The 26119-nt window shown below is 72.3% G+C and carries 26 protein-coding genes; 7 read left to right on the top strand and 19 right to left on the bottom strand.

The features are described from left to right. The first annotated feature begins 94 nt into the window (after positions 1-94). On the top strand, positions 95-301 hold the full coding sequence (locus SM754_RS00005) for a cold-shock protein (RefSeq protein ID WP_008418277.1): 207 nt from the start codon (positions 95-97) through the stop codon (positions 299-301). A gap of 185 nt (positions 302-486) precedes the next feature. Here SM754_RS00005 and larE read toward each other — a convergent pair whose 3' ends face one another. After that, positions 487-1377, bottom strand: coding sequence for an ATP-dependent sacrificial sulfur transferase LarE (gene larE, locus SM754_RS00010; protein ID WP_323674166.1), 891 nt, complete (start codon positions 1375-1377; stop codon positions 487-489). A 436-nt stretch (positions 1378-1813) separates the two neighbouring features. Here larE and SM754_RS00015 point away from each other — a divergent pair, with 436 nt between their 5' ends. Both SM754_RS00015 and SM754_RS00020 read left to right on the top strand, forming a co-directional pair. After that, positions 1814-2974 (top strand): TSUP family transporter, encoded by a 1161-nt coding sequence (locus tag SM754_RS00015; protein ID WP_323674167.1) that lies wholly within the window; start codon positions 1814-1816, stop codon positions 2972-2974. Continuing rightward, positions 2974-3408, top strand: a complete 435-nt coding sequence (locus SM754_RS00020) for a universal stress protein (RefSeq protein ID WP_323674168.1) — start codon at positions 2974-2976, stop codon at positions 3406-3408. The genes SM754_RS00015 and SM754_RS00020 overlap by 1 nt, the downstream gene beginning before the upstream one ends. 96 nt (positions 3409-3504) lie before the next feature. Here SM754_RS00020 and SM754_RS00025 read toward each other — a convergent pair whose 3' ends face one another. The 6 genes from SM754_RS00025 to SM754_RS00050 all read right to left on the bottom strand — a co-directional run bounded on the left by SM754_RS00025 (position 3505) and on the right by SM754_RS00050 (position 11836). Beyond that, positions 3505-3657 (bottom strand): hypothetical protein, encoded by a 153-nt coding sequence (locus SM754_RS00025; protein ID WP_323674169.1) that lies wholly within the window; start codon positions 3655-3657, stop codon positions 3505-3507. Positions 3658-3934: 277 nt separating this feature from the next. Beyond that, the gene (locus SM754_RS00030; RefSeq protein WP_323674170.1) at positions 3935-5251 is read right to left on the bottom strand and encodes a cobyrinic acid a,c-diamide synthase; all 1317 of its coding nucleotides are present in this window, start codon (positions 5249-5251) and stop codon (positions 3935-3937) included. A 70-nt stretch (positions 5252-5321) separates the two neighbouring features. Then, complete coding sequence (locus SM754_RS00035) at positions 5322-6110, bottom strand: sirohydrochlorin chelatase (RefSeq protein WP_323674171.1); 789 nt, start codon at positions 6108-6110, stop codon at positions 5322-5324. Positions 6111-6322: 212 nt separating this feature from the next. Further along, on the bottom strand, positions 6323-7153 hold the full coding sequence (locus SM754_RS00040) for a cobalt-precorrin-7 (C(5))-methyltransferase (RefSeq protein ID WP_323674172.1): 831 nt from the start codon (positions 7151-7153) through the stop codon (positions 6323-6325). Continuing rightward, positions 7150-7905, bottom strand: coding sequence for a precorrin-8X methylmutase (locus SM754_RS00045; protein WP_323674173.1), 756 nt, complete (start codon positions 7903-7905; stop codon positions 7150-7152). The genes SM754_RS00040 and SM754_RS00045 overlap by 4 nt, the downstream gene beginning before the upstream one ends. Beyond that, on the bottom strand, positions 7895-11836 hold the full coding sequence (locus SM754_RS00050; RefSeq protein ID WP_323674174.1) for a cobaltochelatase subunit CobN: 3942 nt from the start codon (positions 11834-11836) through the stop codon (positions 7895-7897). The genes SM754_RS00045 and SM754_RS00050 overlap by 11 nt, the downstream gene beginning before the upstream one ends. A 34-nt stretch (positions 11837-11870) precedes the next feature. Here SM754_RS00050 and SM754_RS00055 point away from each other — a divergent pair, with 34 nt between their 5' ends. The 4 genes from SM754_RS00055 (at position 11871) to SM754_RS00070 (ending at position 15701) form a co-directional block, all read left to right on the top strand. Further along, positions 11871-14168 carry a VWA domain-containing protein gene (locus tag SM754_RS00055; RefSeq protein WP_323674175.1) on the top strand — a complete coding sequence of 766 codons (2298 nt, stop codon included), beginning with the start codon at positions 11871-11873 and terminating at the stop codon, positions 14166-14168. A 148-nt stretch (positions 14169-14316) separates the two neighbouring features. Then, positions 14317-14505 (top strand): CbtB domain-containing protein, encoded by a 189-nt coding sequence (locus tag SM754_RS00060; RefSeq protein WP_323674176.1) that lies wholly within the window; start codon positions 14317-14319, stop codon positions 14503-14505. 1 nt (position 14506) lies between these two features. Next, entirely contained in the window at positions 14507-15343 is an 837-nt protein-coding gene (locus SM754_RS00065; protein WP_323674177.1) for a CbtA family protein, read from the top strand. A 22-nt stretch (positions 15344-15365) separates the two neighbouring features. After that, positions 15366-15701: a (2Fe-2S) ferredoxin domain-containing protein gene (locus tag SM754_RS00070; RefSeq protein WP_323674178.1), complete on the top strand. Its 336-nt coding sequence runs from the start codon at positions 15366-15368 to the stop codon at positions 15699-15701. Between the two features lie 18 nt (positions 15702-15719). Here SM754_RS00070 and SM754_RS00075 read toward each other — a convergent pair whose 3' ends face one another. From SM754_RS00075 to SM754_RS00130, 12 genes are all read right to left on the bottom strand, one after another. Next, positions 15720-17072 carry an outer membrane protein assembly factor BamB family protein gene (locus SM754_RS00075; protein ID WP_323674179.1) on the bottom strand — a complete coding sequence of 451 codons (1353 nt, stop codon included), beginning with the start codon at positions 17070-17072 and terminating at the stop codon, positions 15720-15722. Beyond that, entirely contained in the window at positions 17065-17436 is a 372-nt protein-coding gene (locus SM754_RS00080) for a DUF3209 family protein (RefSeq protein ID WP_323674180.1), read from the bottom strand. Before SM754_RS00080 ends, SM754_RS00075 begins: the two co-directional genes overlap by 8 nt. Before the next feature lie 29 nt (positions 17437-17465). Continuing rightward, positions 17466-18716 carry a CbiX/SirB N-terminal domain-containing protein gene (locus SM754_RS00085; RefSeq protein WP_323674181.1) on the bottom strand — a complete coding sequence of 417 codons (1251 nt, stop codon included), beginning with the start codon at positions 18714-18716 and terminating at the stop codon, positions 17466-17468. After that, complete coding sequence (locus SM754_RS00090) at positions 18713-19456, bottom strand: cobalamin biosynthesis protein (RefSeq protein ID WP_323674182.1); 744 nt, start codon at positions 19454-19456, stop codon at positions 18713-18715. Before SM754_RS00090 ends, SM754_RS00085 begins: the two co-directional genes overlap by 4 nt. Beyond that, positions 19449-19754, bottom strand: coding sequence for a ferredoxin (locus SM754_RS00095; protein ID WP_323674183.1), 306 nt, complete (start codon positions 19752-19754; stop codon positions 19449-19451). The genes SM754_RS00090 and SM754_RS00095 overlap by 8 nt, the downstream gene beginning before the upstream one ends. Next, a complete protein-coding gene (gene cobJ, locus SM754_RS00100; RefSeq protein WP_323674184.1) occupies positions 19744-20739 on the bottom strand; it encodes a precorrin-3B C(17)-methyltransferase in 996 nt (331 codons plus the stop codon). Before cobJ ends, SM754_RS00095 begins: the two co-directional genes overlap by 11 nt. Before the next feature lie 2 nt (positions 20740-20741). Continuing rightward, complete coding sequence (locus SM754_RS00105) at positions 20742-21764, bottom strand: precorrin-3B C(17)-methyltransferase (RefSeq protein ID WP_323674185.1); 1023 nt, start codon at positions 21762-21764, stop codon at positions 20742-20744. A gap of 1 nt (position 21765) precedes the next feature. Continuing rightward, positions 21766-22767 (bottom strand): cobalt-precorrin 5A hydrolase, encoded by a 1002-nt coding sequence (gene cbiG, locus SM754_RS00110; RefSeq protein ID WP_323674186.1) that lies wholly within the window; start codon positions 22765-22767, stop codon positions 21766-21768. 3 nt (positions 22768-22770) lie between these two features. Then, positions 22771-23703: a cobalt-precorrin-4/precorrin-4 C(11)-methyltransferase gene (locus tag SM754_RS00115; RefSeq protein ID WP_323674187.1), complete on the bottom strand. Its 933-nt coding sequence runs from the start codon at positions 23701-23703 to the stop codon at positions 22771-22773. Next, the gene (locus SM754_RS00120; protein ID WP_323674188.1) at positions 23700-24539 is read right to left on the bottom strand and encodes a cobalt-factor II C(20)-methyltransferase; all 840 of its coding nucleotides are present in this window, start codon (positions 24537-24539) and stop codon (positions 23700-23702) included. The genes SM754_RS00115 and SM754_RS00120 overlap by 4 nt, the downstream gene beginning before the upstream one ends. Then, complete coding sequence (cbiT, locus tag SM754_RS00125) at positions 24536-25123, bottom strand: precorrin-6Y C5,15-methyltransferase (decarboxylating) subunit CbiT (RefSeq protein ID WP_323674189.1); 588 nt, start codon at positions 25121-25123, stop codon at positions 24536-24538. The genes SM754_RS00120 and cbiT overlap by 4 nt, the downstream gene beginning before the upstream one ends. Before the next feature lie 414 nt (positions 25124-25537). Then, positions 25538-26032 carry an acyl-CoA thioesterase gene (locus tag SM754_RS00130; protein ID WP_323674190.1) on the bottom strand — a complete coding sequence of 165 codons (495 nt, stop codon included), beginning with the start codon at positions 26030-26032 and terminating at the stop codon, positions 25538-25540. Between the last annotated feature and the right edge of the window lie 87 nt (positions 26033-26119).

A 26119-nucleotide genomic window follows, 5' to 3' on the forward strand; every position in this document is an offset into this window, starting at 1 on the left:
ACACAAACCCGTCTTCCCGCTTCACTTCCTAGTAAGTTAGACATTTAGCCGCTCTTACTAGCGTCTAAACACGCCCCTCCTCTGTATGTTCGTAATGGCAAACGGTAAGGTTGACTTCTTCAACGACACAGGCGGCTACGGTTTCATTTCGACTGACGACGGCGACCTCGACGACGACGAAGACGTGTTCTTCCACATGGAGGATGTCGGCGGCGAAGACCTCACGGAAGGTACTGAGGTCGAATTCGACATCGAGTCCTCGCCCAAGGGGCCTCGCGCGGCGAACGTCGTCCGGCAGTAATACCGGGACAGAACTGTCGTTCACGGCGACAGACACCACTCTCGATTTTTCAAACGGTCACACGCCCAAGCTGACGCTATCTGTACACGTTGTCCCGAACGAACCGGTGTTCTGGGTGCGGTCGCGAGTGAGCCGTCCGGACGCTCTGTCTGCAGGTTTCGGGGGCGAGCGGGAACCGTCGCTCGCTACTGCGGGTACTCCTGCTCGAAGACGTTCGCGACCACGGGCTCGTCGTCGTCCGCTCCCTCGCTCGTGGCGGCGTCGTCGTCGCTCCCGGGGCTGACGCTCCCGGTGCGGTAGCCGTGGAGGTCGAGCGTGACGTGCTCGAACCCGATCTCGGTGAGGCGCTCGCGGACGGCCTGGGCGAAGTCGCGGTCGAGTGCGACGTCGAGTTCGTCGGGGGCGACCTCGATGCGGGCGAGGCCGTCGTGGTCGCGGACGCGGAACTGCGAGAACCCCCACTCGCGCAGCGCTGCCTCCGCTTGCTCGACCCGGGAGAGGCGCTCCTCGGTGACCTCGATGCCGGTCGGGATGCGCGACGAGAGGCACGCCATCGACGGCTTGTCCGCCACCGACAGGTCGTACTCGTCGGCGACCGCTCGGACGTCGTCCTTGTCGAGGCCGTGTTCGAGCAGCGGCGAGTACGCGTCGAGTTCGTCGACGGCCTGCAGGCCGGGGCGGTGGCCGCCGTCGGCGTCGCTCGCGTTCGTCCCGTCGCAGACGACGTCGATGCCGCGCTCCTTGGCGCGCTCGAACATCCGCCCGAGGCGCATCGTCCGGCAGTGATAGCAGCGGTCGCCGTCGTTCGCGACGAAGTCCGGCGAGTCCAGTTCGCTGAACTCGACGACGTCGTGCTCGATACCGATCTCGTCGGCGACCCGTGCCGCGTCGTCGAGCTCGGCGTCGGGAAGCGTCTCGCTCTTGGCGGTACAGGCGACGGCGTCGTCGCCGAGCGCGTCGTGGGCGACGGCCGCGACCACGCTCGAATCCACGCCACCGCTGAACGCGACGAGGACGCCGTCGCGCTCGCGGAGGTCCGCGCGCATCGCCTCGACCTTCGCCCCGATGTCGGTCATGGCACGCTCGTAGTCGCCGCGCACGCAAAAGCGCCGTGGGTCGCGGCTGCCGTCTCGTCCGGGTCGCGGTTGCCGTCCCGTCCGGGCGACGGTCGCCGTTCCTCCGGGTCGCGGTTGCTAGCCGGTACACGCCCCGTCGCCGCGGCTCGTGGATGTGGCGGCGTGGCAAGCGACTCTCGAACCTGAAGTCTTTTACCCGAATCTTCGTTATGCCACGCTCACCATGACCCGTTTCGTGACTCACGACGAGCCAGCGGCGCAACTGCTCCACAGCGAACCACCCGGAGGGTCCTCCTAGGATGACCCGCTGCCGTCGAACCCGTGCTGTTCCCCGCCCCGCTCGTTCTCCCGAACTCGACCTCGACCGTCCAGCAACCGCGTTCCCGGACGCGACACCGACCCTGGTGGCCGCGGCCCGAACGGAGGCCTGACGTCGATGAGTTCATCGTCGACGGCCAGTCGCGTCCAGAAGCGCTTCCTCAAGTACCAGCACCTGTTCGTGTTCACCGCGCCGGTGCTGTTCGTCGCGAGCGTCCTCCTGTTCGCACCCACGGACGGTGCGACCGGGACGAGCTACTGGCTCCAGTACTGGTGGCTGTTCCCCGTCTTCCTCACGGGCGCGACCGTCGTGAACACCGTCGGTATCAGCGGGAGCGCGCTGTTCGTGCCGTTCTTCATCTTCCTGTTCCCGATCTTCGAGTCCGGGAGCCTCGACCCGGGCATGTGGGCGGCGGTCGCGCTCGAACCGGAGACGCTCGTGAAGGTCGGGCTCATCAGCGAGGCGTTCGGGCTCTCGTCGTCGAGCGTCGCGTTCATCCAGTACGGGCTCGTCGACCGGAAGCTCGCGCTCACCATCGTCGCGGGGAGCGTCCCGTTCGTCGTCGCGGGCGCCGTCATCTCCTTCCTCATCCCGGCGTGGGTGTTCCATCTCCTGCTCGGCGTCGCGCTCACGGCGGCCGCGTACCTCCTGATGCGCGCGGACCTCGAGCACGAGGAACCCGGTGAGGACGACGCCGATGCGGGCGAGACCGCGGCCGCGGCCGACGGCGGGGTCGCGGACCGCGACCTGCCGGACGACGACGACAAGCTCGGGCCGGCCGGCGTCCGCACGGACGCCGACGGGACCGTGACGCGCGTCGACCGCGAGGGCGACGACTACGAGTACACGCGCGGCGGCTACCTGCGTCGGTTCGCGAACTACAGCGTCGGCGGGACGTTCCAGGGGCTCGCCGGCTTCGGGTCCGGCGAACTCGGTATCGTGTCGATGCTCGGGACGAAGGTGCCCGTGCGGGTCGCCATCGGCACGAACCACATCGTCGTCGCGACCACGGCCATCCTCGCGTCGCTCGTGCACGTCTTCGGCGGCGGCGTCCTCGTCGACCTCGTCCCGAGCCTGGAGGGCACCGTGCACTCGCTGAGTCTCGCGTCGACGCCGTGGAACATGGTCGTGTTCACCGTCCCGGCGACGGTGACGGGCGGCCAGATCGCGCCGTACGTCTCGAACGCACTGGAGACGAGTACGATAAAGAAGGGCGTCGCGGGCCTGTTCGGCGTCATCTCGCTCGCGCTGTTCGGGATGGCCATGGGGGGCCTGTGATGTACGACGACATCCTGCTGCCGACGGACGGGAGCGAGGGGACGACCGCGGCGACGACGCACGCCGCCGAGCTCGCGAGCACGTACGACGCGACGGTGCACGTGCTGTCGGTCGCGGACTCCCGCAACCGGTTCGAGAGCCCGACGTCGGGTATCGCGCCGGAGGCGTGGGACGAGGAGCAGCGGAACCGCGCGGAGGCCGCGATCGACGCGACCGTCGACGCGCTCGGCGACGGCGTCGACGTCCACCGCGTCCTCCGCGAGGGCGTCCCGCACGAGGAGGTCGTCGCGTACGTCGACGACGCCGACGTCGACGTCGTCGTGATGGGGACCCACGGCCGCACCGGCCTCGACCACTACCTCATCGGGAGCGTCACGGAGAAGGTCGTCAGGCAGTCGTCGGCGCCCGTGCTGTCGGTTCGCCTCGACGAGTAGTCCCGTTCGACCGACGGCGCTTCGGCTGGTCGGTCGCGGGCGAGTGATGGCGAAAGCGGACCCGTTCTCTCGGCGTCGCGCGACGCCTGACCCCGGTCAGCGGCCGGCGTCGAACCGCATCTGGACGTAGCGGTCGGCCCACTCGCGGTCGTGGCGCCGCAACCGGTCGACGAGCGCGCGAAGCGGCCCTCGGTTCGCACGGTCGTCGTCTCGTCCACGCACCCCGGCCGGGTCATTCTCGTGACTCATACGAAGGACGTGTGTGCCATGGAGTGTGTAACGTCATAAACGTTGGTGCCATCCTCGGAACGTGGGTGCCTCGGGGGCCTGTACCGGGCATACAGCGCCGCTTCGAGTTGCAGGATTCCCGGCCTTCACGGCCCGAGACGCGTATTTGTCAGAGTAATCGCTACCGGATTCTCGAAGGCGGCGTGCCACGGTAGGGGTCTGTTGGTCGCGCTGGAGGGCCGGTTGCTGGTCGCGCCCGGGTCGAGGCGGGACTGGTCGAGGCGGTCGCGCCGCGCCGTCAGAGGTGGTCGAGGAAGGCGTCGAACGCGCCGCTGTCGGCGTGGAGGTGGCAGTACGTGCCGAGGGTGCGGTACTCGGTGAGGCCGTCCTGCTGGTCGTGGATGCCGGTGCCGCGGTCGACGTCGAACGCGAACCGCGCGTCGTCGTCGACGTCGGCGGTCGAGTAGTGGAACTCGTGGCCGCGACGCGTCTCGCCGACGTCGGCGGTGAGGGTGCGGTCTCGCGCGCGGAGTTCGACGTGGTCGAGCGCCTGATAGCGGTCGCACATCCGGACGTCGGCGGGGAGGACGCCCGCCATCTCGTGGACGTCGCCGTCGGTCGTGGCGAGCGACCGCGAGAGCGCCATGAGGCCGCCGCACTCGCCGAGGACGGGCCGGCCGTCGGCCGCGGCGGCGGCGAGCTGGTCGAGCGCGGGCGACGCGGCGAGTGCGTCCGCGTGCAGCTCGGGGTAGCCGCCGGGGAGGTAGACGGCGTCGCACGCGGGGAGGTCGTCCCCCGCGGTCGGCGCGAACGGCTCGACGGTCGCGCGCTCGCGGAGCCGCTCGATCGTCGCGGGGTACGCGAACCGGAACGCGTCGTCGCGCGCGACCGCGACCGTCGCGTCCGTCGGCGCCGTGCTCGCTCCGGCGGGCGGTTCGGCGTCCGGCCGCGGCGGAGCGCGTGCGAGGTCCCGGATGCGGTCGACGCGGACGTGCTCGGCGGCGTCGTCGAGCGCGTCGCCGTCGAGCGGCGACTCGTCGCCCATGTGGAGGCCGAGGTGTCGGTCGGGTATCTCGAGCGATTCGAGCGGTGGAATCCGCCCGAGGTACGCGAGGTCGTCGGGGAGCGCGTCGCGGATGCCGGCCTCGTGACGGCCGCCGTGCGCGCGCTGGGCGAGCACGCCGGCGACGTCGACGTCTTCGCCCGCGCCGGCGTGCTCGGCGTACCGCCGGAAGCCGAGTGCGGTCGCGGCGACGCTCTCCATCCCGGCCTTCGCGTCGACGACGAGGACGACGGGGAGGTCGAGCGCGCTGGCGACGGCGGCGGTGCTCGAGCAGTCGCCGTCGTAGAGCCCCATCACGCCCTCGACGACGCAGACGTCGCCGTCGCCGCGATGGTAGTTCCGGCGGAGGCCGTCGTCGCCCTGGAGCCACGCGTCGAGCGTCCGCGACGGCCGTTCGGCGACCTGCGCGTGGTGACTCGGGTCGACGAAGTCGGGGCCGGCCTTCGCGGGCTGGACGGTCGCGCCGTCGCGCTGGAGCGCGTGGACGACGGCGAGCGTGGCGACGGTCTTCCCGACGCCGGAGCGCGTTCCGCCGAGGACGACGCCGTTCATGCAGGCATCGTCGCTCTCGGCGCCCTTGTCAGCGTCGCCGTCGACGTGGGCTGCGTCGCGGGCGTCGCCGTCATCGTGGGGCGCCCTCGCCGTCGGTCGCGATCGGGCGTTCCGTCGCCCCAGCTCGGCCGTCGAACGCGCCGGCGGCGGTGGCGTCGGTGCCGGCGAGGGCGCGCTGGCGTTCGACCTCGGCGTGCACGGCGTCCGTGATGCGGGGGTGGGCGCCGAGCGGGTCGGCGTACGCGATGCCGCCGCGGTCGAGTTCGAGCTCGTCGGGGATGCGTCGTTCCGTGACCTCGGTTCGCGTGACGAACAGGGGGACGGCGACCGCGCGCGGGTTCGTGGCGGTGTAGCGCACGCACTCGACGGCGGGGTTCTGGAGGAGGTAGCACGTGAGCACCTCGCCGTATCCGGAGCGTTCGCGGAGGCGCGCGGCGTGGTGGTCGGCGGTCTGGCGCTGGTAGGGGAGCGAGCTGGAGCCGAACGCGACGAGGATGAGCGTGGCGTCGTCGTCGGCGGGGACGCGCGCGGTGGCGCGGTCCGCGACGACCTCGGTGAGCGCGGGGCTCTGGCCGAGGGGCTCGCAGTACGTGACGTCGCCGGGGACGGTGGCGAGCGCGGTCGGGATGCGCGAGACGGTGTCGTGGCTGTGTGCGGCGCACATCGGGACGGCGTACGTGGTCTCGGCGTCGACGCGTTCGAGGTCGTCCGCGAGGTCGCGGACGGGGTCGTGCTCGTACGTGGCGACGTGTACGTCGACGTCGTCGACGCGGCGGTCCAGTCGCTCGGCGTGCACGTCGAGCACGTCGGAGGCGTTTCTCGTACCGCGGCCGATGAGGAGGATTGCGTCTGTTGTCATGGATCGCCAGTTGAGCAACTAAACTTTAGGTAGCTCAAACTTGCTTGTCTTTAGCGTCGGGTGGCTCCGACAAATACGTTGCGGTGAACGAGTAACACGGCGACGGTCCCGACGGACGCCGCCACCCCGGTACCGGCGTATTGGGCCGCTATCCGCCGCGTTGCACCCGCTACCCGACGCGTTACATCCGCTATCCGAACACGCTGCGACGGCTATCCGGCATCGGCGCGAACGACCAGCACTGAGAGGTCCGAGAACGACGAGTCGCTCCCGGCGTCCGCCGCCGGTGCGGCGTCGTCGCCCGGTCCGGTGCTGTCCGCGGCGAGCTCGCCGAGCGTCGACCGCGTCACCGTCTCCTCGGCGTGCGTCAACCGCTCCAGGACGAGCGCGGACAGGGCCGGGTCGGCGCCGGCGTCGACGAGGTCGGCGGCGACGGCCTCGGGCATCAGGTCGAACGGCCGCGGGAGCACGAGCAGGTGGCGGTCGCCCACGTCGGCGCGCAACCGCTCCAGGTCCGGCTCGACGTCGCCGCTCTTGTGCAGCGTCACGAACGTCGACGCCTCCATCGGCGCCCGCGCACGACTCGCCGCCACCTGGAGCGACGAGATCCCCGGCACGACCCGGACCGGCGCGTCGACCGCGCGCTCGACCTTCCCGACGAACTGGTACCCGGAGTGGTTCGGGTCACCCATCAGGACCGCCGTCCCGCGCGCGCCGTCGGCGACGCGGTCGGCGAACGCCGCGAGCGTCTCGCCCTCGTCCCGGTACCCGCACGCGAGCACCTCGCCGGTCGCGTGCTCGGCGACGAACTCGACGACCGTCTCGAACCCGACGACGACGTCCGCCTCGCGGATCGCGCGCTCGCCGCGCGGCGTCAGGAACTCGGGGTTCCCCGGCCCGACCCCGACCGCGTGGACGGGCGGCGTCTCGTCGGCGGCGGCGTCGACGGCCGCCGACCGCGACCCTGTCGCCGGCGCCTCGGGCGCGCTCGCGGCGAACGCCGCCGGGTCCGGGCCGGCGTCGAGGTCGTACTCGTCGGTCACGAGAGCTCCACCTCGCCGTCGCGGACGTCGCTCGCGACGTGCACGAGCTCGTTCGTCAACCCGGCGGCGAGCCCGCTCCCGCCGCGACGCCCGACGGTCGTGATCGCCGGCACGCCGTGCGTCGCGGCGACCTCGCGGAGGCGCTCGCGGCTCTCAGCGGCCTTCACGAACCCGACCGGCGTCGCGACGACGACCGCGGGCCGCGTGCCGTCGGCGATGCAGTCCGCGAGCGCGAGCGCCGCGGTCGGCGCGTTCCCGACCACCGCGATCGCGTCCTCGTACGCGCCCTCGGCGTCGAGCTCGAGCACGGACGCCGCGGTGCGCGTCATCCCCGTCCGCTCCGCGAGCTCGCGACCGTTCCCGATCGCCTTCCGGACCGCGCAGTCGTGCCCGCGTCCCGTGATCCCGGCCTCGACCATCGTGATGTCGGTGACGATATCGCGCTCGTCGAGGACGGCTCGCGCACCGGCCCGGACCGGAACCGAGTCGTCGGGCTCGCCGTCGTCGCGCTCGCCCGTGAACCGCACGAGATGCTGGAACTCCGGGTCGCCGGTCGCGTGCACGCTCTTCTGGCGGACGCGGTCCGCGAGCGTCTCGTCCGGCACGAGCTCGCGGACGCGGTCCATGCTCGTCTCCGCGATCGCCATCGCGTCCGCGGTCGTCGCACCGAGGTCCGCGTACGCCTCGCCGTCGTGCTCGGCGTCCGCACCAGCGCCGCTGCCGTTCGGCTGCCCGGTACCGTCAGTCGTCATCGCCACGCACCTCCGCCTGGGCCGCGGCGGCGTCGCGCGCCTCGATGTCGCCGTCGACGCGGAGGTTCACGTCCCGGAGGCGGTCCGCGGTCGCGTCGTCGGCGTCCCAGAGCCCGCGGTCGATCGCCTCGAGGAGCGTGTCCGTGATGGACTCGAGCGCCCACGGGTTCACGTCCCGCAGCCACTCCTGGCGGTCCGCGTCGAACGCGTACTTCTCCGCGACGTCCCGCCAGAGCCCGTCGCTCACGACGCCCGTCGTCGCGTCCCACCCGAGGACGACGTCGACCGTCGACGACAGGTCGCCCGCGCCCTTGTAGTCGTGCTCGGTCATCGAGTCGAGCCACTCGGGATTGAGGACGCGGGCGCGCATCGCCTTCCGGACCTTCTCCTCGTTCGTGTAGACGTCGACGTTGTCCGGGTCGCTGGAGTCCCCGACGTAGCTCGCGGGCTCCTCGCCCGCGATCTCCGAGACCGCGGTGATGAACCCGCCGTGGAACGCGTACCAGTCGGAGCTGTCGAACTCGTCCTGCTCGGCGGTGTCCTCGATCTTCACGGTGGCGTCGACGTTCCCGAGGCGACGCTCGAACGCGTCGCGGGCCTCGGTGGTCGTCCCGCGCGACCCGAGCGCGTACCCGCCCCACTCGACGTAGACGTCCGCGAGGTCGCCGCGGTCCTCCCAGTTCCCCTCGTCGACCGCCTTGTTCGTGCCGGCGCCGTACCCGCCGGGGCGCGTCGTGAACACGCGATGGCGCGCGGCCGCGTCCGGGTCGTCGACGCCCTCGGCTTCGAGGCGCTCGCGTTCCGCCTCGACGTGCTTCTTCACGTAGTTCTCGTCGTGGGACTCGTCCAGTTCGACGACCGCGTCCACCGCGTCGTGGACGACGCTCGCGGCCTGCGGGAACGCGTCCCGGAACAGCCCGGAGACGCGCGTCGTCACGTCGATCCGCGGCCGACCGAGCTCCTCGAGCGGGATCGGTTCGACGTCGTCGACGCGGCCCGCGTCGGTCCACTCCGGTTCGACGCCCATGAGCGCGAGCACCTGCGCGATCGTCTCGCCCCTGGTGCGGACCGTCGGCGTCCCCCACGCGACCACCCCGACCTCCTCGGGGTACGCGCCCTCGTCCGCCCGGTGGCGGTCCGCGACGTCGTCGGCGACCTGCCTGCCGACGTGCCACGCGGACCGAGCCGGGACCTTCCGCGGGTCGAGCGTGTAGAAGTTCCGCGCCGTCGGCAGCAGGTCGACGCCGCCGCGCGTCGGCGCACCGCTGCCACCCGGTGGGACGTACTCGCCGGCGAGCGCGTCCGCAGTACGGGGCACCTCGTCGCTCGCCCCGCGGACGCGCGGCGCCACCTCCTCGCAGACGAACGCGAGCGCGTCCCGGAGGGCCTCGTGCGCGCCGGGGTCGGCGCGCGCGTCCCCGAGCGGTTCGAGGTCGACGACGAGGAGGTTCGCGTTCACCTCGTCGTCCGGCCCGCCCTCGCGCTCGCTCGCCGGGACGTCGAACCCGTTCTCGGCGAGCGTCTCGACGAGTTCGACGCTCGTCTCGTACACCTCGTCCGCCGCCTCGGCGTACGTCATCCCGAGCGCGTCGTCGTACGCGCCCGGGTCATCGAGCATGCGCTGGTGGTCGACGCCGAGCACGCCCGCGACGCTCTCGCGGAGGCTCGGCCCGCCCGGGTTCTCCAGGCGCGTGAGCGCGACCAGGTACTCGACGAGCCGGTCGCCATCGGGCGGTTCACTCATCGTGTGCAGGCCCATCCGGATCTGCGTTGTCTTCACGTCCGTGACGTACTCGTGCACGCGCTCGACGAGCTCGTCGACGTCGACGCTCGCTCGCGAGTCGCTTCGCTCCTCGCTCGCGTTATCCGTGGCGTTCCACGCCACGCTATCGCCGGCGACCTCGCCCTCCGCGAGCGTACTGCCGGCTTCGTCCGGCCCGCGGACGTCGACCGTCTCGTCTATCTCGCCCGCGATACCGAGTTCGACCGCGAGGTCGAGATCGTCGACGAGTTCGCGGAGGCGGTCGGCGAGCGCCTCGCCGTCGTCGCTCCGGGCGTCTTCCATGCCCGCCTCGCGGTACCGGTCCGCGTGTTCCTCGAGCTCCGCGAGCTCGTCGTACGTCCCCGCGTTCCGCATCACCGGCGTCAGGTAGTCAACGACGGCGGCGTACGACCGGCGCTTGGCCTGCGTGCCCTCGCCGGGGTTGTTCACGATGTAGGGGTAGACGTTCGGGAGGTCGTCGACGAGCTGGTCGGGCGCGCTCTCGCCGTCCAGCCCGACGGTCTTCCCGGGGAGCCACTCGAGGCTCCCGTGTGTGCCGAGGTGGACAACTGCGTCCGCCGCGAACGCCTCGCGGAGCCACGCGTAGAACGCGACGTAGTCGTGGGGCGGCTGGAGCGCCGAGTCGTGGTACACCTTCGAGGGGTCCATCCCGAACCCGCGCGGGGGCTGGACGGTGACGAGGACGTTCCCGAACTCGACGCCCGGGATGGCGAACGGCCGGTCGGGGACGTCGCCCCACTCCTCGCGGACGTTCGCCCGGAACCCCTCGTCGAGGTCGGCGAACCACTCGCGGTACTGGGTCGTGGAGACGACGTCGACGCTCAGGTCGCGGACGTCCTGGGGGGCGACCCAGCGGTCGTCGAGCGTCAACTGCGCCGTGAGCCGCTCGACGAGCGCCTGGCCGGAATCCGGCGTCTTCCCAGCAAGGTCGTACCCGCGGTCGTCGAGCTCCGCGAGGAGGTTCACGGTGCTCGCGGGACTGTCGAGGCCGAACGCGGTCCCGATGCCGTCGTCGCTCGGCGGGTAGTTGTGGAGGACGACCGCGACGCGCTTCTCGTCGTTCGGGACGTGCCGGAGGCGCGCCCAGTTCGCGGCGAGGCGGGCGGCGTGGTCGACGCGGTCGTCGATCGGGAAGTGCTGCTTGGGCGCGCTCCCGATGTCGGCCGCGTCCTCGGTGCGCTCCTTCCCGCTGATCGGGTGCGTGATGACGTTCCCGTCGAACTCGGGGAGGGCGACGGAGAGCGCGAGCTCGAACCCCATGACGCCGGTGTCGCTCCCCGCGTACCGGGAGCGCGAGCGCATCGTCGTCACGGTCTGGATGACCGGCACGCCGAGGCGGTCGAGGAACACGTCCGCGGCGTCGGTGCCCTCGTCGTCGGCGTCGCGGCCGCGTTCGTCCATGGAGAGCGAGAACATGAACGAGGAGAGGACGGCGTCGACGACCGGGTCGCCGTCGTCGTCGAGCAGCCATTCCTCGGTGACGCGCTCGGCGTTCCACTGCTCGTCGGTGTCGGTCGCGGGGTTGCAGAAGACCGGGAGGGCGTCGACGCCCTGCGCTTCGAGCGCGCGGACCTGCGCGTCGACGTACCGCGTGTTCTCGTGCGTCCAGTGGGACTCGTAGAACCAGATCGCGACCGTCGGAATCTCGGGGTCGAACGACGCTCGGAGGTCGTCGTAGGCGGCGCCGGGATGGTCGGGGTGGTAGACGCCCTCCGTGGGCAGGGTCACGGGGTCGTCGTACGCGACCGGGTCCGGGCCGTACTCGTCGGCGAGATAGCGCACGCAGTTCGCGACGTTGCTCGCACCGCCCTTCTGGAGGTACTCGCAGACGCGGTCGCGGGCGGCGGCGTGGACGGTGGTGTCCTCGACGGCGTACGCGTCGCCGGTCGATTCGACGACGAGCGGGACGCCGGCGTCGCCGAGGCGGGAGACGGCGTGCTCGTAGCCGGGCATGCTGTCCTCGGCGCCGTGCAGCCAGAAGACGGCGGCTGTGGCGTCCTCGAGGTTGTCGAGGAAGGCGTCGACGTCGGCCTGGTCGTCGAGGTCGCTCTCGGAGCGGACGACGAGGTCGACGTCGGTCTGGGCGGCGGCGCGCTGGACGGCGCCGAGTTCGTTGTCGGTCGCGGTGTACAGGCCGATGTGTGGCATAACGTTGTTAAACCTCGATTGTGCTAATCCAAATATGGTTGATTACGGTGGCGGCAAAAAGGTGTCGCCCGACCCTCGGCGGGCGCTCTCGTTCGGCGAGATCGTCGGGCAGGCCGACCTCAAGCAGGCGTTACTCGCGGTCGCGGCGAACGACGCGCTCGACGGCCTCCTCGTCCGCGGCGAGAAGGGCACCGCGAAGTCCACCGCGGTCCGCGCGCTCGCAGCCCTCCTCCCCGAACAGCACGCCGTCGCCGACTGCCCGTACGGCTGCCCGCCCGACGACCCGCGAGCGCAGTGCGAGACCTGCCGCGGCCGCGACGACCCGCCGACCGAGACGCGGTCGGTCCCGCTCGTCACGCTCCCCCTCGGCGCGTCCCGCGAGCGCGTCGTCGGCACGCTCTCCGTCGCGGACGCGCTCGCCGGCGACCACGAGTTCGACCCCGGCCTGCTCGCCCGCGCGAACCGCGGCATCCTCTACGTCGACGAGGTGAACCTCCTCGACGACCACCTCGTCGACGTCCTCCTCGACGCCGCCGCGAGCGGCACGAACCGCGTGGAGCGCGACGGCGTCAGCGTCGCGCACCCCGCGCGGTTCACGCTCGTCGGCACGATGAACCCCGAGGAGGGCGAGCTCCGCCCCCAGCTCCGCGACCGCTTCGCGCTCCAGGCCACCGTCGAGGGCTGCCAGGACCTCGACGACCGCGTCGCCGTCATCGACCGCGCGCTCGACCGCCCGACGCGCGACGCGTCCACGACGGCGCCCGCTCCCGATGCCGACACGTTAGACCTCGCGACGGCGTCGACCGCGACCGTCCGCGAACGCCTCCGCGACGCCCGCGAGCGCCTCCCGCGCGTCGAGCTCCCGACCGAGTACGCCCGCGACGTCGCCGCACTCTGCCGGGACGCGGGCGTCGACGGGCACCGCGGCGACATCGCGACCGCGCGAGCCGCACGCACCGTCGCGGCGCTCGACGAGCGCACCACCGTCGCCGAACCCGACCTCGAACGCGCCGCGGCGCTCGCACTCCCCCATCGCCTCCAGTCGCGCCCCTTCGAGGACGCACCGGACCCCGACGACCTCCTCGACGAGCACTTCGCCGACGACGCGGACGACGGCGACGGCGATGGCCAACGCGGAGACGACGACGGCGACCGGGGAGACGATGGCGACGGCGGACCCGGGGACCGCAGCGATGGTGAGCGCGGCGGCGACGGCGAACGCGGCGCGGACGACGCTGGCGACGAAGCGGGAGGGAGCGAGAGCGAGCCCGCCGGAAGCGAGAGCGTGGGCGACTCCGGAACGACGGACGCGGCCGGCGCGACCGCGGACGGCGAAGGCGGCGAGGCTCCGGATGCCGAGACCGGCGACGACGGGGACGCCGACGACGGGAGCGGCGACGATGCGGACGGCGACGGTGGTGGCGGGGACGCCGCGGAGCGCATCGATGGCGCGCCGGCGGCGGGCGCGACCCCCGGTGCGAGCGACGACTCCGACCAGGACGGGGTGCCGGCGATGCTCGGGCAGGCGAGCGCCGACGTCGGGGCCGCTCGCGCACCGGAGCTCGACGTCCCGGACGCGGGAGACCCCTCGCGGCCGGGGTCAGGGTCGCGGTCGGGGTCGCGTTCGTCGTCGCGGTCGTCCACGGACGGTGACGGTGCGCGCGTCCGGAGTCGTCCCGCCGACGGGACGACCGGCGTCGACGCGGCGGCGTCGGTCCGGGCGGCAGCCGCCCGCGGCGCGGACGGCGTCGAGTCCCGCGACCTCCGGGCGTCGGTCCGGTCGAGCGACGCGAGCGCGCTCGTCGTGTTCGTCGTGGACGCGAGCGCGTCGATGCGCCCGGCGATGCGCGCCGCGAAGGGCACCGTCCTGGAGCTCCTCCAGGACGCGTACCAGGCGCGCGACGAGGTCGCGTTCGTGGCTTTCGCCGGCGACGACGCGAGCGTGCTCCTGCCGCCGACGGACAGCGTCACGCTCGCCGCCCGGCACCTGAAGGACCTCCCGACGGGCGACCGCACGCCCCTCCCGGCCGGGCTCCGGACCGCCGGCGACGTCCTCGAGCGCGCGGCTCCGGCCGCGAGCGTGGTGGTGCTCGTGAGCGACGGTCGCGCGAACGTCGCCGACGGCAGTCCGACGCGGGAGACGCGCGACGCCGCCGCTCGGCTCCGCGCGGCCGGCTCGCACGTCGTCGTCGTCGACGCGGGCAGCGACGGCGAACGCGCCGCCTTGACGACCGCAATCGCCGAGGAGACCGACGGGGAGCGCGTTCCGCTCGACGCGTTGACCGCCGAGCGCGTCGACGCGGCCGTCGGCGACGCGCTCGACGAGCGCTGACGGGCGCCGCCGCGTCTCGCTCGCTCTCGGTCGCGTCTCCTCGCTCGTGTCTCCGCACCTCGCGTCCCCGCTGGCTCCCGAGAAAGCGAGCTTGCGGCCCTCCGGAAGTTTTACAATCTGACTTGGTCTTTTGCAAGTGTAGTTTAGAATGGCGACTGCCAACGACACCGTCGACGCCCGACTCGAACAGGCCCGCACCGAACTCAAGCCGACGCAGGTCGCCACCGGCCTCGCGCTCGCCGCCGCCCTCGGCTTCGCGCTGCTGTTCGTGCAGGAACCGACGCTCCACGACGCCATGCACAACTTCCGGCACGCCGCCGGCGTCACCTGCCACTGAGATGTTCGGCGTTCACGTCCGACGCGGCCTCCAGGCGGGCGCGCTCGCCGGCCTCGCGTTCGGCCTCCTCGTCGCCCTCGTCGCGAACCCGCTCGTCGGGTACGCCGACGAGCTCGCCCACGCCGACGGCGGCCACGCGGAAGCGAACGACGCGCACCGCGACGACGCCGAAGCCGCGCACGCCGACGGCGATACGACGCACCAGAGCGACCACCACGAGAGCGCGGTCTCGATGCCCACGACGAACGCCGTGAGCGTCCTCGCGGGCGTCCTCTGGGGCGTTCTCCTCGGCGGCGTCGTCTTCGGCGCCGCGTTCGCGCTCCTCGAACCCGCGATTCCCGGCTCGGGAGCGACGCGGAGCTACGTCCTCGCCGCCGCCGGATTCGTGACGGTCTCGGGCGCCCCCTGGCTCGTCCTGCCCCCGCAGCCGCCGGGCGTCGAGCACGCGCTCGCCACCGACGCGCGCATCGCGCTCTACGCGGCCATGATGGTCGCCGGCGCGCTCGCGTGCCTCCTCGCCGGCGGCACGTACCGGCGACTCCGCGCTCGGCGCGGCCGCGTCGTCGCGACCACGGGCGCGGCACTCTCGCTCGGCGTCCTCGCCGTCCCAGCCCTGCTCGCGCCCTCGGTCGGCGTCTCGCACTCGCTCCCGGGCGCCCTCGCGACCGGCCTCACCGGCCTCGTCGTGGTCGGCCAGGCGCTCCTCTGGCTGCTCCTCGCGACTGTACACGCCCTCCTCCGGCAGCGCGACCGCGACGCCACCGGTGGGTCGACCAGCGACGAAACCGAGAACGCACACGCGCCAGGCACGACCGACGGCGCGCTCGCCGCGGACTGATGGACGAGCCAACGCCAGACTGATGCGCGAACGCACCACGGACGTCATGGAGAACGGATTCGCCGCGCACGTCCTCGTCTGCACGACCGACCGCGACGGCGACTACGCGTGCTGCGCCGACGCCAGCGGCGACGCGGTCGCCGACGCCGTCCGGGCGTGGCTCCGCGACCGCGGCGTCTTCTGGTCGCGCGTCCACGTCGCCGAGACGAGCTGCCTCGGCCTCTGCAGTGAGAACGGGACCGCGGTCGCGATACAGCCCCGGAACGAGTGGTACTCGGACGTCCGGCCCGCGGACGTCCCCGACCTCCTCGCGGCCGCGTTCGGCCCCGACGCCGAGCGGGTCGCGGACACCGCGTAGCCGCGACTCGCCGCCCGACTACGCGTTCCGGTCGCCGAGAACGAGTCTGTAGCTGCCGCGCTCGCGGTCGTCGTCGTGGTACGCGACCGGTTCCGTGACTGCCGCGACCGCAGCCTCGCCGTCGGTGACCGCGCCGTCGTCGGCGTCGACCGCGGCGACGATACCGGGCGTCTCCAGCGTCCACGCGTGACCGTCCGCGACGTCGAACGCGCGGAGGCCGTGCACGTCTGCGTCGCGCGTCCGGAAGTGCTGTGCGCCCGGCACCACGACGGCCGTCCCGACGGCGCCGAGCTCGCTCGCGAACCCGCCGACGTCGGCGGTCCACGCGACCTCGCCGTCGCCGGTGAGGCCGACCGCGGCGTGCTCGCGCGGATGCAGCGCCCCGGTCTCCCGGTCGTCGCTCGTCGAGTACGTGTTCCCCGTGACGACGACCGCGCCGTCGCTCGTCGCGTGCACGTGGTTCGGGTACGCGTACAGCGTCTCGCCGTCGACACGGCGCTCGCCGGCGACGTCCGCGCACCACGCCTCGGCGCCGTCGCCGCGCAGGCGGTACGCGCAGTGGTCGCCGTGGCTCGCGACGACCGCGCCGTCGCCGACGAGCGACACGTCGCCGACGCGACGCCCCCCGTCGGTTCCGGGGTCCCACCGCCACCGCTCCACGCCCGACGCGGCGTCCAGGACGACCAGGCCGTCCTGGTGCGCGCCCGGACAGCGGTTGTACGCGACCGCGACCCGGTCGTCCGCGACGTCGAGCGCGATCGGCGACGCGTCGGCCGCGAACGACCACGCGACCTCGCCGCCGGCGTCGAACGCGTACACGACGCTCTCGAACGCGCGCTCGGCGGAACCCTGCTCGCTGCTTTCGCGCTCGTAGCGCCGGCTCGCCGCGTACAGCCGGTCGCCGTCGGTCGCGAGCGCCGCGACGAACGGCCGGAAGAATCGCGTCTCGCGTTGCGGGCGCCCGACGTCCGCCGCGGTCGCGTACTCCCAGCGACGCTCGCCGGTCTCGCGGTCGTACACGCGGACGCGACCGGCCGGGCCGCGCTCGCCGACCGCGACCGCATCGCCCCCGAACGCGGCCGCGGCCACCACCGCAGTCGCCTCGCCCGCACCGGGTCGTTCGGCGCGCCAGCGCTCGTCGAGCGAGTCCCGGTCGTACGCGACCACGTCGCCGTCGGTCATCCCGACAACGACCAGGTCGTCGGCGAGCGCGACCGCGGACCGACGGCCCGCGTGCCGCGAGCGCGCCGGCCGCACGTCACCGAGCGCGACCGCGCGGAACCCCGGCGCCACGCCGGCCGCTTCGGCATCTCGTGGGCTCGCGTCCCGCGGCGCATCTTGTGGGGTCGCATCTCGCGGCGCGTCAGTCATCGACGGGGAACGTCTCGTGGAGGACGTCGTGCGCGTCCCCGAGGCCGTCGAGGACGTGCTCGCCCTGGTTCGTGAGGCGCTTCACGGCGCGCTCGGCGTCGCGGACCGCGACGAGACGCCCGCGCTTGTAGTCGTACGCCGGATCGTCGGGGTCGGTTGCGGCGACCTCCTCTTCCAGGTCGACGAGCGCCGCGTCCAGGTGGCGTTCGACCTCGGCGAGCGACGTCGCGGTCGCCAGGCCCTCTATCGGGCCGTCGAGGTGGCCGTCGAGTTCGGTCATCGCGTGCTCTCGGGCGCTCCGGTCGCTCGTCCCGAGGACGTTCATCAGTCCGAGTCGTAGTGCTTCGATTTCGTAGCAGCTCATGGTGAATCAGGTACGTGAATATGGGTCGGTCAGAGGGTCTGGTCGACGAGTTCGGAGACGATGCGGTCCCGGTCGAGGTGCGAGGCGACGACGCGGTCGGCGTCCTCGGCGTCGACGTCGCCGTACCAGACGCCGTCCGGGTAGACGGCGACCATCGGGCCGTCGCCGCAGCGGCCGAGGCACGACGACCGCGTGATGCGAGCGTCGCACGCGTCGGAATCGCGCGCGGCCTGCCGGAGACGCTCGAGGACGGCGGGCGCGCCGTCCGCGGCGCACGTCTGGTTCGTGCAGACCGCGACGTGCTTCTCGGGCGCGTCGTGCACGTGCGGGTCGTCGTCGACGTCGTCGCGGTCGGCGTGGGACGCCTGATGCGTGAGCGCGCGCAGCATCGCTCGCGCCCCGCCGACGTCCGCCTCGTAGCCGTCGAGCTCGACCTTGTACTTGCACGTGTCGCAGGACATCTCCACGCTCCCCGTGCGGGCCTCCTGCCAGCGGTCGCCGAGGACGTCCAGGAGGCGGTCGTCGGTCCCGAGCGGGTCGCCGGCGGCCGCGTCGACGTACGGCGTCGCGTCGTCGAACTCGCGGGTCCGCTCGCGGACGCGCTCCGTGAGGACGCCGTCGCCGAGCATGTAGGGGAGGACGACGACCGCGTCCGGGCGGTGCTTCGCGACCGCGTGAAGCGTCGACTCGAGCTGGGGCTCGGTGACGCCGACGAACGACGCGGTCACGCGCTCGAACGCGCGACCCTCGTACAGGAGTCGTGCGAGCTTGTGCGCGTCGCCGTTCGCGTCCGGGTCGCTGGAGCCGCGCGCGCAGACGACGACCGCGACGTCCGCGCGCTCGCGGTCGACGCCGAGGCCGTCCTCGACGCGGGCGGCGCGGTCGTCGAGCAGGTCGACGAGCGCCGGATGCACGCCCAGGTGGCCGCCGGCGTCGATCGCGAGGTCGTCGTGCTCCGCCCTGGCGTCGCGGACCGCGAGCGGCACGTCGTTCTTCACGTGACTCGCCGCGAACAGCGACAGCTGGACGACCGATAGTCGCGAGACGCTCGACGCCAGCCCGGAGATCGCCTCGGGAATCGAGGGACTGGCGAGCTCGAGGAAGCCGGCGTCGACGGGGACGCCGAGGCGGTCCTCGAGGTTCGCGGCGAGGGTCCGGACCTGCTCGTTGGACTTCTCGCGTCGCGAGCCGTGCCCGACGAGCAGCACCGCCTCGTCGTCCAGTCCCGCGCGTGCCGGGGCGGCGCTCGCTCCCGCACCACCGCTCGCGTTCGCGGTCATGGTTCGAGGTCGCCGACGGCTTGGCCGGTCGCGCGCTCGACGCTCCGCCGGAGCTTCCGGCGTCGCGCAGCCGAGTACAGCCCGGTGTCGTCGCTGCCCGCATACACCCACTCGGCGAACGCGGCGGCGTCCGCGTCGTCGGCGAGCCCGAACCAGTACCCGCCGTCGGACGTCTCGGCGCGCTCGCCGACGGGGAGGTGCGGGTCGGCGGCGTCGAGCAGCCCCCGGGTCGTCTCCAGGAGCGCGGGGTCGTCGTGCACGAACGACACGCCGACCGACCCCGTGGACTCGCGGAAGCAGACCGTCCCACAGGCTTCGAGGAGGCCGCGCAGGAGCTGTGGGCGGTACGCGTCGAACGCGTCGAACCGATACCCGCCGGGGTGGTCGTCGACCGGCAGGCCGAGCGCGGCGCTCGCGCGGTCCGCTGCCGTCCCGAACACGCGGAGCTCGTACGCATCCTCGAACCGCACGACTGAGGCGTCGTGCGCGGACTCGCGCGCCACGACATCGTGGTCGTGCGCGGTCCGGTCGGCGCCGGCGACCGCCGCGAGCGCGTCCGCGGCCGACTCGTCCGCCGTCCGCACGACGACGCAGTCCTCGGTCACGTCGCCGTCGCCCGCCACGCGCCCCCAGAGGTACGCCGTCCCCGGGGTCGCCGCGAGCAGGTCGTCGACCGGCTCCGGCGTCGACGCCGCCGACTCCCGGTCCGCCGTCGCCTCGGCGTCGCGGGACTCAGGCATCGCCGCCCTCCGTCGCCGCGACGCCAGGTGCGTCGTCCTCGCCGTCGCTCTCAGGCACGACCTCGATCGCGTCGACCGGGCAGGCGCGTGCGGCCTGCCGGACGTCACCGAGCCGGTCGTCCGCGAACGACGCGACCTCGACGTCGCCCGTGGCGTCGACCACACCCGCGTCGACCTCGCTCGCGTCCATGCTCGCGAGCCCGTCGTCGGCCTCGACGAACCGGTCGTCGCGGACGAGGCACGCGAACACGCCGTCGCACGCACCGCGGTCGAGACGCACGCGGTACTCAGTAGTCATACTTGGACTCGTAGCCGCGCGGGGTCACCATCCGGTCGTCCCAGACGTACGTCTCCTCGTTCCCGACGACGAGCGTCGTCGTCATGTCGACGAGGTCGGTCTCGCCGAGGTCCGCGAGCTCGCGGAGCTCGACGACCTCGACGCGCTCGTCGTCGCGGCCGGCGCCGTGGACGACGCCGACCGGCGTGTCCGGCGCGCGGTGCTCTTCGAGGATCTCGCAGCACTTCGCGTAGTTCTCGCGGCGCTTCCGACTCCACGGGTTGTATATCGTGATCGTGAACCCTTCCTTCGCGGCGGCGTGCAGCCGCGACTCGATCGTCGGCATGTCCGTCAGGTGGTCCGAGAGCGAGATGCTGACGGTGTCGTTCACGAGCGGGGCGCCGAGGCGCGCGCCGCAGGACTGCGCCGCGGGGACGCCCGGTACGACCTCGAAGTCGACCATGCTGGCGGTCGCACCCTTCGACTCGAGTATCTCCAGCGCGAGCCCGGCGAGCGCGTACACGTTCGGGTCGCCGCTCCCGATGATAGCGACGTCCTTCCCGGCGAGTGCGCGGTCGATAGCTTCCTCGGTTCGGGACACCTCGCCGCACATCGGGGTGTCGTAGAGTTCGTCGGCGGCCTCGGTGACCTCGTCGGGGAGCAGTTCGACGTACGTCGTGTACCCGACGATGTGCTCGGCGTCCATGAGCGTCGACCGCGCCCGTCCGGTCATCCCCTCTGGCTGGCCGGGGCCGAGGCCGACCGCGACGAGCCGCCCGGGGTCGCTCTGGAAGTCGTCGACGGTCGCGGAGATCTTCTCGTCGGTCGCCTCGCCCTTCGTGCTCTCGCACCCCGAGGACGAACTCGACGAACCGTCCGAGTCCGACGCCCCGCACTTCGAGGTGCGCTCCTCGGCCTCGTCGGTGCCGGTGCTCGCGCCGCAGCTCGATTCGGTGTCTGTGCTCCCGTCCGCAGTCGTGTCGGTGGTGTCGTCGTCGGTGGTCATTGTCAGAAGTCGTCGACGTCACGCCCGCCGCGCGGGGTGACGAGGTGCTCGCCGTGGTCGTTCTCCCAGACCTCGGTCTCGTGCGTGCCGACGAGGATGGACGTCCCCATCCCGCCGACCTCGTCGTCGTGCTCGGTCGCCGCGCCGAGCGTCGTGATGGTGTGCGTCTCGTCCGCGAGGTTCCGGCCGGCGTCGCCGCGCCCGGCGTCGTTGAAGATCGCGACCGGGACGTCGTCGCTGCGTTCCTCGCGGAGGACGTCGATCGCGCGCTCGTAGTCCCGCCAGCAGTTGTAGAGGACGACGACGAACCCGCTGATCGCGGCCGCACGCAGCTTCTCCTCGATCTCCGCCCAGCCGCGCCACTTGTCAGAGAGCGAGATCGTGCAGAAGTCGTTCGAGAGCGGCGCGCCGAGGTTCGCCGCGCCGCCGAGCGCCGCCGTGACGCCCGGGACGACCTCGATCGGGACGTCGGTCGCGTCCTCGGCGTCCGCCATCGTGAACAGGAGGTCGCTCTTCCCGTACACGTTCGGGTCGCCGCCGGAGACGTGCGCGACGTCCTGGCCGGCGCGAACGCGCGAGAACGCCTCCTTGGCGAGCTCGACCTGTCGCCCCATCGACGACCGGACGAGCGTCTGCCGGCTCCCGTCCGGACGCTCCAGGACCGTCCCGTCCGACCACGCCTCCGGGGTCGCGTCGACGTCGTCGGGCGCGTCGCCCCCACTCGCCGACGCACCTGTCGCCCCGCCGTCGGTCGCCGGCTCGTCGTCGGTCGCCGCCTCGACCGCGGCGGAGTCCGGCGGGAGCGTGCCGTCGCGCCGCAGGAACTCCTGGTAGAGGTTCGACGCGACCACGCAGTCCGCGGTCGCGACCACGTCCGTCGCGCGCTGGGTCATCGCGTGCGGGAGCCCCGGGCCGATACCGACGACGTACAGCGTCCCGCGGTCGTCGCCGTCGGCGGTCGTGTTCACGTCGTCACCCGTCTCCGAACCGTCGGCGTCTGCGGGTGCGGCGGTCGAATCCGGCATCCTATCGCCCCACCGCGACGGTCACGGCGTCGTCGAACCGCTCCTTCTCCCGAGCGAGGTCGTGCTCGCGGCCGCCGGCGAGCGCGGCGGCTTCCGCGATCCCCGGCCACCCGATGAGTTCCATAGAGCGCGACGGCGACGGCCCCTCGAACTCGAGGAGCACGTCCTTCTCGAACAGCACGACGCCCGCGTCGATTTCCCGGGCGGCCGCGTACAGGCCATCCTCGCCTTCCTTCCGGGTGGCGGTCGCGACGAAGTCGACGTCCGCGAACCCGCGGTCGAGGGCGTCGAGCGCGTGCTCCCACGCGTCCAGGACCTGGGCCTTCTCGACGCCCGAGACGGTGCCGGTCCCGAGGACGACGCCGTCCTCGCCGTTGCGCTTCAGGACCGTGACGTCGTCGTCGACGAGGACCGCCCGCGGCCCGTCCAGGCGCGCGACCGGCCCGAGCTCCTCGTTCAGGACCGCGAGGTTCGTCGCGACCGTCGAATCGCCGTTCACGACGTGCGCGTCCAGCGCCTTCGCCTTGCTCTCGACGCCCTGCTTGCCCGCGGCCTCGCTCGCGGTCGTCATCGCCGGCACCGCACCGAGCTTCGAGAGGTCGTGAGCGACCTGGTTCGCGCCGTGATGCCCGCCCGTGATCGGGATGGCCCACGTCAACTGCTCGTCGACGACGACGATGGCGGGGTCGTCCCACTTGTCGTCGAGCAACGGAGCGGTCTTCCGCATCGCGATTCCAGATGCCATCAGACCGACGAAGCAGTCGTACTCGCCCCAGTGCTCGGCGAACACGTCGCCGTGGTACTCGACGATATCCACGGTCTCGTACCCGTCGCCGATGCCGTCGCGTATCTCCCGCGCGACGTCGAGCTTGCGCTCGAAGCTGATTATCGCGATCTCATCGGCCACCTCGCCGTCCGAATCCGGCGTCGAACAGTGCCCGCTCGACGCGTCGTCGTTCGTCGCTTCCTCGTCAGCGGTCGCGTCGTCCGAATCAGTACTCATGAGTCAGTCGTCAGCCTCCGTCTCCGCGCCGTCGCCGGCTCGACTATCGGTCTCGTCGCGGTTCGCCCAGTCGCCGTAGAGGTACGAGCGCTCGTAACCGGTCTTCCGCGGCGCGTCGCCGATCAGGACGAGCGCGGACGCCCGATAACCCGCTTCGTCCACCTTCTCGCCGATCGTCGCGATCGTGCCTTCGACGACGTCCTCGTCCGGCCACGACGCGTGATAGACGACGGTCACTGGGGTGTCGGGGTCGTGGCCGTCGTCGAGCAGTCGCTGCATGGTGTCGGCGACCGCGTGCGTCCCGAGGTAGATGCACGTCGTCACGTCCCCCATCTCGAGGAACTCGCTGATGTGGTCCTCGTCGGGGTCGAGCGTCTTCCCCTGCGGGCGCGTGAACGCGACGTGGTTCGCGACGCCGTTCAGCGTGAGCTGCGTGCGGAGCGTCGCGCTCGCCGCGAACGCGGACGTCACGCCCGGGACGACGTACGTCGGCACGCCCTCGTGTTCGAGCGCGTCCATCTGCTCGACGGCCGCGCCGTAGATCGCTGGGTCGCCGCTGTGCAACCGGACGACCTCGCGGCCGTCCTCGTAGGCGTCGCGCATCAGCGGGACCAGCTCCTCGAGGTCCTTGCCGACGCTCGACACCTGCTCGGCGTCCGCGCAGTAGGCCTCCAGGAGGTCGCTGTTCACGAGCGACCCGGCGTGCACGACGAGGTCCGCGTCCTCGACGAGCGCCTTCCCGGTGACCGTCAGGAGCCCGGGGTCCCCCGGTCCCGCGCCGACGAACGGGATGCCGTCCTGGACCTCGCCCGCGGTCCGCGCCGCGACGCGCGGATCGCGTTCGGTCGCTCGCGTCGCGGTCTCGGCGTCGATCGCGTCCTGGGGTTCCGTCGACGCGTCGTCCGGCGCGGTCGACGACTGCTGCGGGTCCGTCATCGCGACCCCACCCCCGAGACCTCGTCGCCGCACGCCTCGCCGACCGCGCGTTCCGCGGCCGCGACGTCGGGTTCGGTCGCGGGCTCGTCGTCGACGTCCCCGCTGTCGGTCGACGACGCGGCGTCCGTGCCGCCGTCGGTCGCTTCGGTCGCGCGCTCGAACGCCGCAGTCGCGGGCTCGTCGTCGACGTCGCCGCGCTCGGCGTACGCCAGCGTGTAGTAGTCGCGGTCGGCGAGCGCGTCGGGGTCGTCGGTCACGACCGTCTCGCCCTGGTCCATGTAGAGCCGACGGCCGTAGACGACGTCGTAGCCGGCGTCGACGAGCCCCTCGTGGGTCGCCGGGACGTCCGTGACCTTGAACAGGAGCAACCGGTCGGGGCCGGTGGGCGCGGCGCCGCGTGCGGCCTCGCGGAGCGCGACGTTCGCCCCGGCGCGAACCTCGACGCCGAGCGCGGTCGTGAACGCGGTCACGGCGCTCACGCCCGGAACGGTCTCCACGTCGACGTCCGCGTGGAACGCGTCGAGCGTCCGCCGGAGGTGCCCGAACGTCGAGTACACGTTCGGGTCGCCGAGCGTCACGAACGCCGCGGTGCCGTCGCGAGCGCGCGGCGCGATCTCCGCCGCCGCCCGCTTCCAGGCGCGCCGGAGTTCGTCCTCGTCCCGGGTCATCGGGAAGTCGACGTCGCCGATCCGCGACTCGGGGACGTGCTCGGTCGCGACCGACCGCGACAGCCGCCCCGGCGAGTACACGACGTCCGCGTCCGCGAGGACGCGGCGACCGCGGACCGTCAGGAGGTCCGCGTCGCCCGGTCCGAGGCCGACGCCGTACAGCGTCATCGCTCGCCTCCGCCGGCCTCGGCAGCGTCGTCGCCGCCGGCGCTGCTGGTGCCGCCGACGAGGACGTAGACGGGGTTGTTCGCGTCGAAGCTCGTCGCGCCGGCGAGCTCGTAGCCGCGGCTCACCTGCACCTGGAGGATCTCGTCGAGGAGCCCGCGGTCGCGGAACGCGCGCGTCGCGTCGCCGGCGACCTCGAGCCGCGAGACGTTCATGACGACGCGGTCGACGCCGGTCTCGACGGCGTGGTCGAGCACGGCCTGGTAGTTCCGGCTGCCGCCGAGGAACAGCGCGTCCGCGTCGGCCGGGAGCCCGTCTGGCGCCTCCGCGTCGCGGAGGACGACGTCCGCGTCGACGTCGTTCGCGTCGAGGTTGCGTCTGGTGGTCTCGAGCCGACCGGGTTTGCGTTCGAGCGCGGTGACGCGGCCGGCGCGTCGCGCGGCGGCGATCGTGACGGCGCCCGTGCACGAGCCGACCTCGGCGAGGTGGTCGGTCGGCTCGAGCGAGAGCTTGTCGAGGACGATCGCCCTGACCTCGGCCTTCGTCGGCCCGGCCTTCGCGTCGTGGGGGAGCGATACTGATGCCATCGCGGAACACAACCAACGTGACCCACAAAACAATTTTGGTTGAATTAGGGAAAGTTTGATTGTCGAAGCGCCGCCGTGAACCGGTTCCGAACAAGCCAGGACGCACCTCCGAAACCCGACTTGCAGCCGCGAGCTTGGACCCCGGCCGCTCCGACCGCCGAGAACGAGACCGGTTCCGCGGTCGAAACCGCGACGTCGACCCCCGAGGCACCCAGTCACAGCCGACCCCGGCACTGCTGGCGCTCCAGGCCGGTCGAACGCGCGGACAACTCTGGTTGAGTCGACGCGCTGCGGCGACGACCGGCGCACTCGACCGCCGGCAGTGACGCGGTCGCGGGCCGAGTAGAAGAGCCGTGGCGGCGGTTTCAGCGGTGGCGCGGTCGCGGACTTCGCGGCGGCGGTCGTATCGGTGGTTCAGGCGGTGGCGCGGTCGCGGACTTCGCGGCGGCGGTCCTGGCGGTGGTCGAGCGCGGCCTCGCGGAGCGCGACCTCGGCCTCCGTCGGGCACTCGAGGGCGGGGACGGGCGCGCTCCCGCCGTCTTGGTCGACGGCGACCATCGTGAAGAACGACGTCGCGGTCGCCTCGTAGTGGCCGGTCTCCGGTCGTTCCGCGTGAACGTCGACCTTGACGTCCACGCTCGTCTCGCCGGTCGCGAACACGTATCCCTGCACGGTGACGATGTCGCCGAGGTCGATCGGTGCGCGGAAGTCGACGTGGTCCATCGCGGCGGTCACCACCTGCTCGCGCGCGAACCGGCGACCGGCGACCGCGGCGCAGATGTCCATCCAGTGGAGGACCGCCCCGCCGAGCGCACGCCCGAGGTTGTTCGTGTCGTCGGGCATCAATATCTCGGAGAGCTCGGTGTAGGACTCCGCGAGGCTGGTGGTCTCAGAGTCGTGGTCGTACATGCACGAACTCACCCCATCCATCCCGATAAAACCACTCGAATTAACTTAGGACAAGTCGAGTTGATTCCACTCGGCCGCGGCCCTGGC

The sequence above is a fragment of the Halorubellus amylolyticus genome (assembly GCF_034808145.1).
GTDB lineage: Archaea > Halobacteriota > Halobacteria > Halobacteriales > Natrialbaceae > Halorubellus.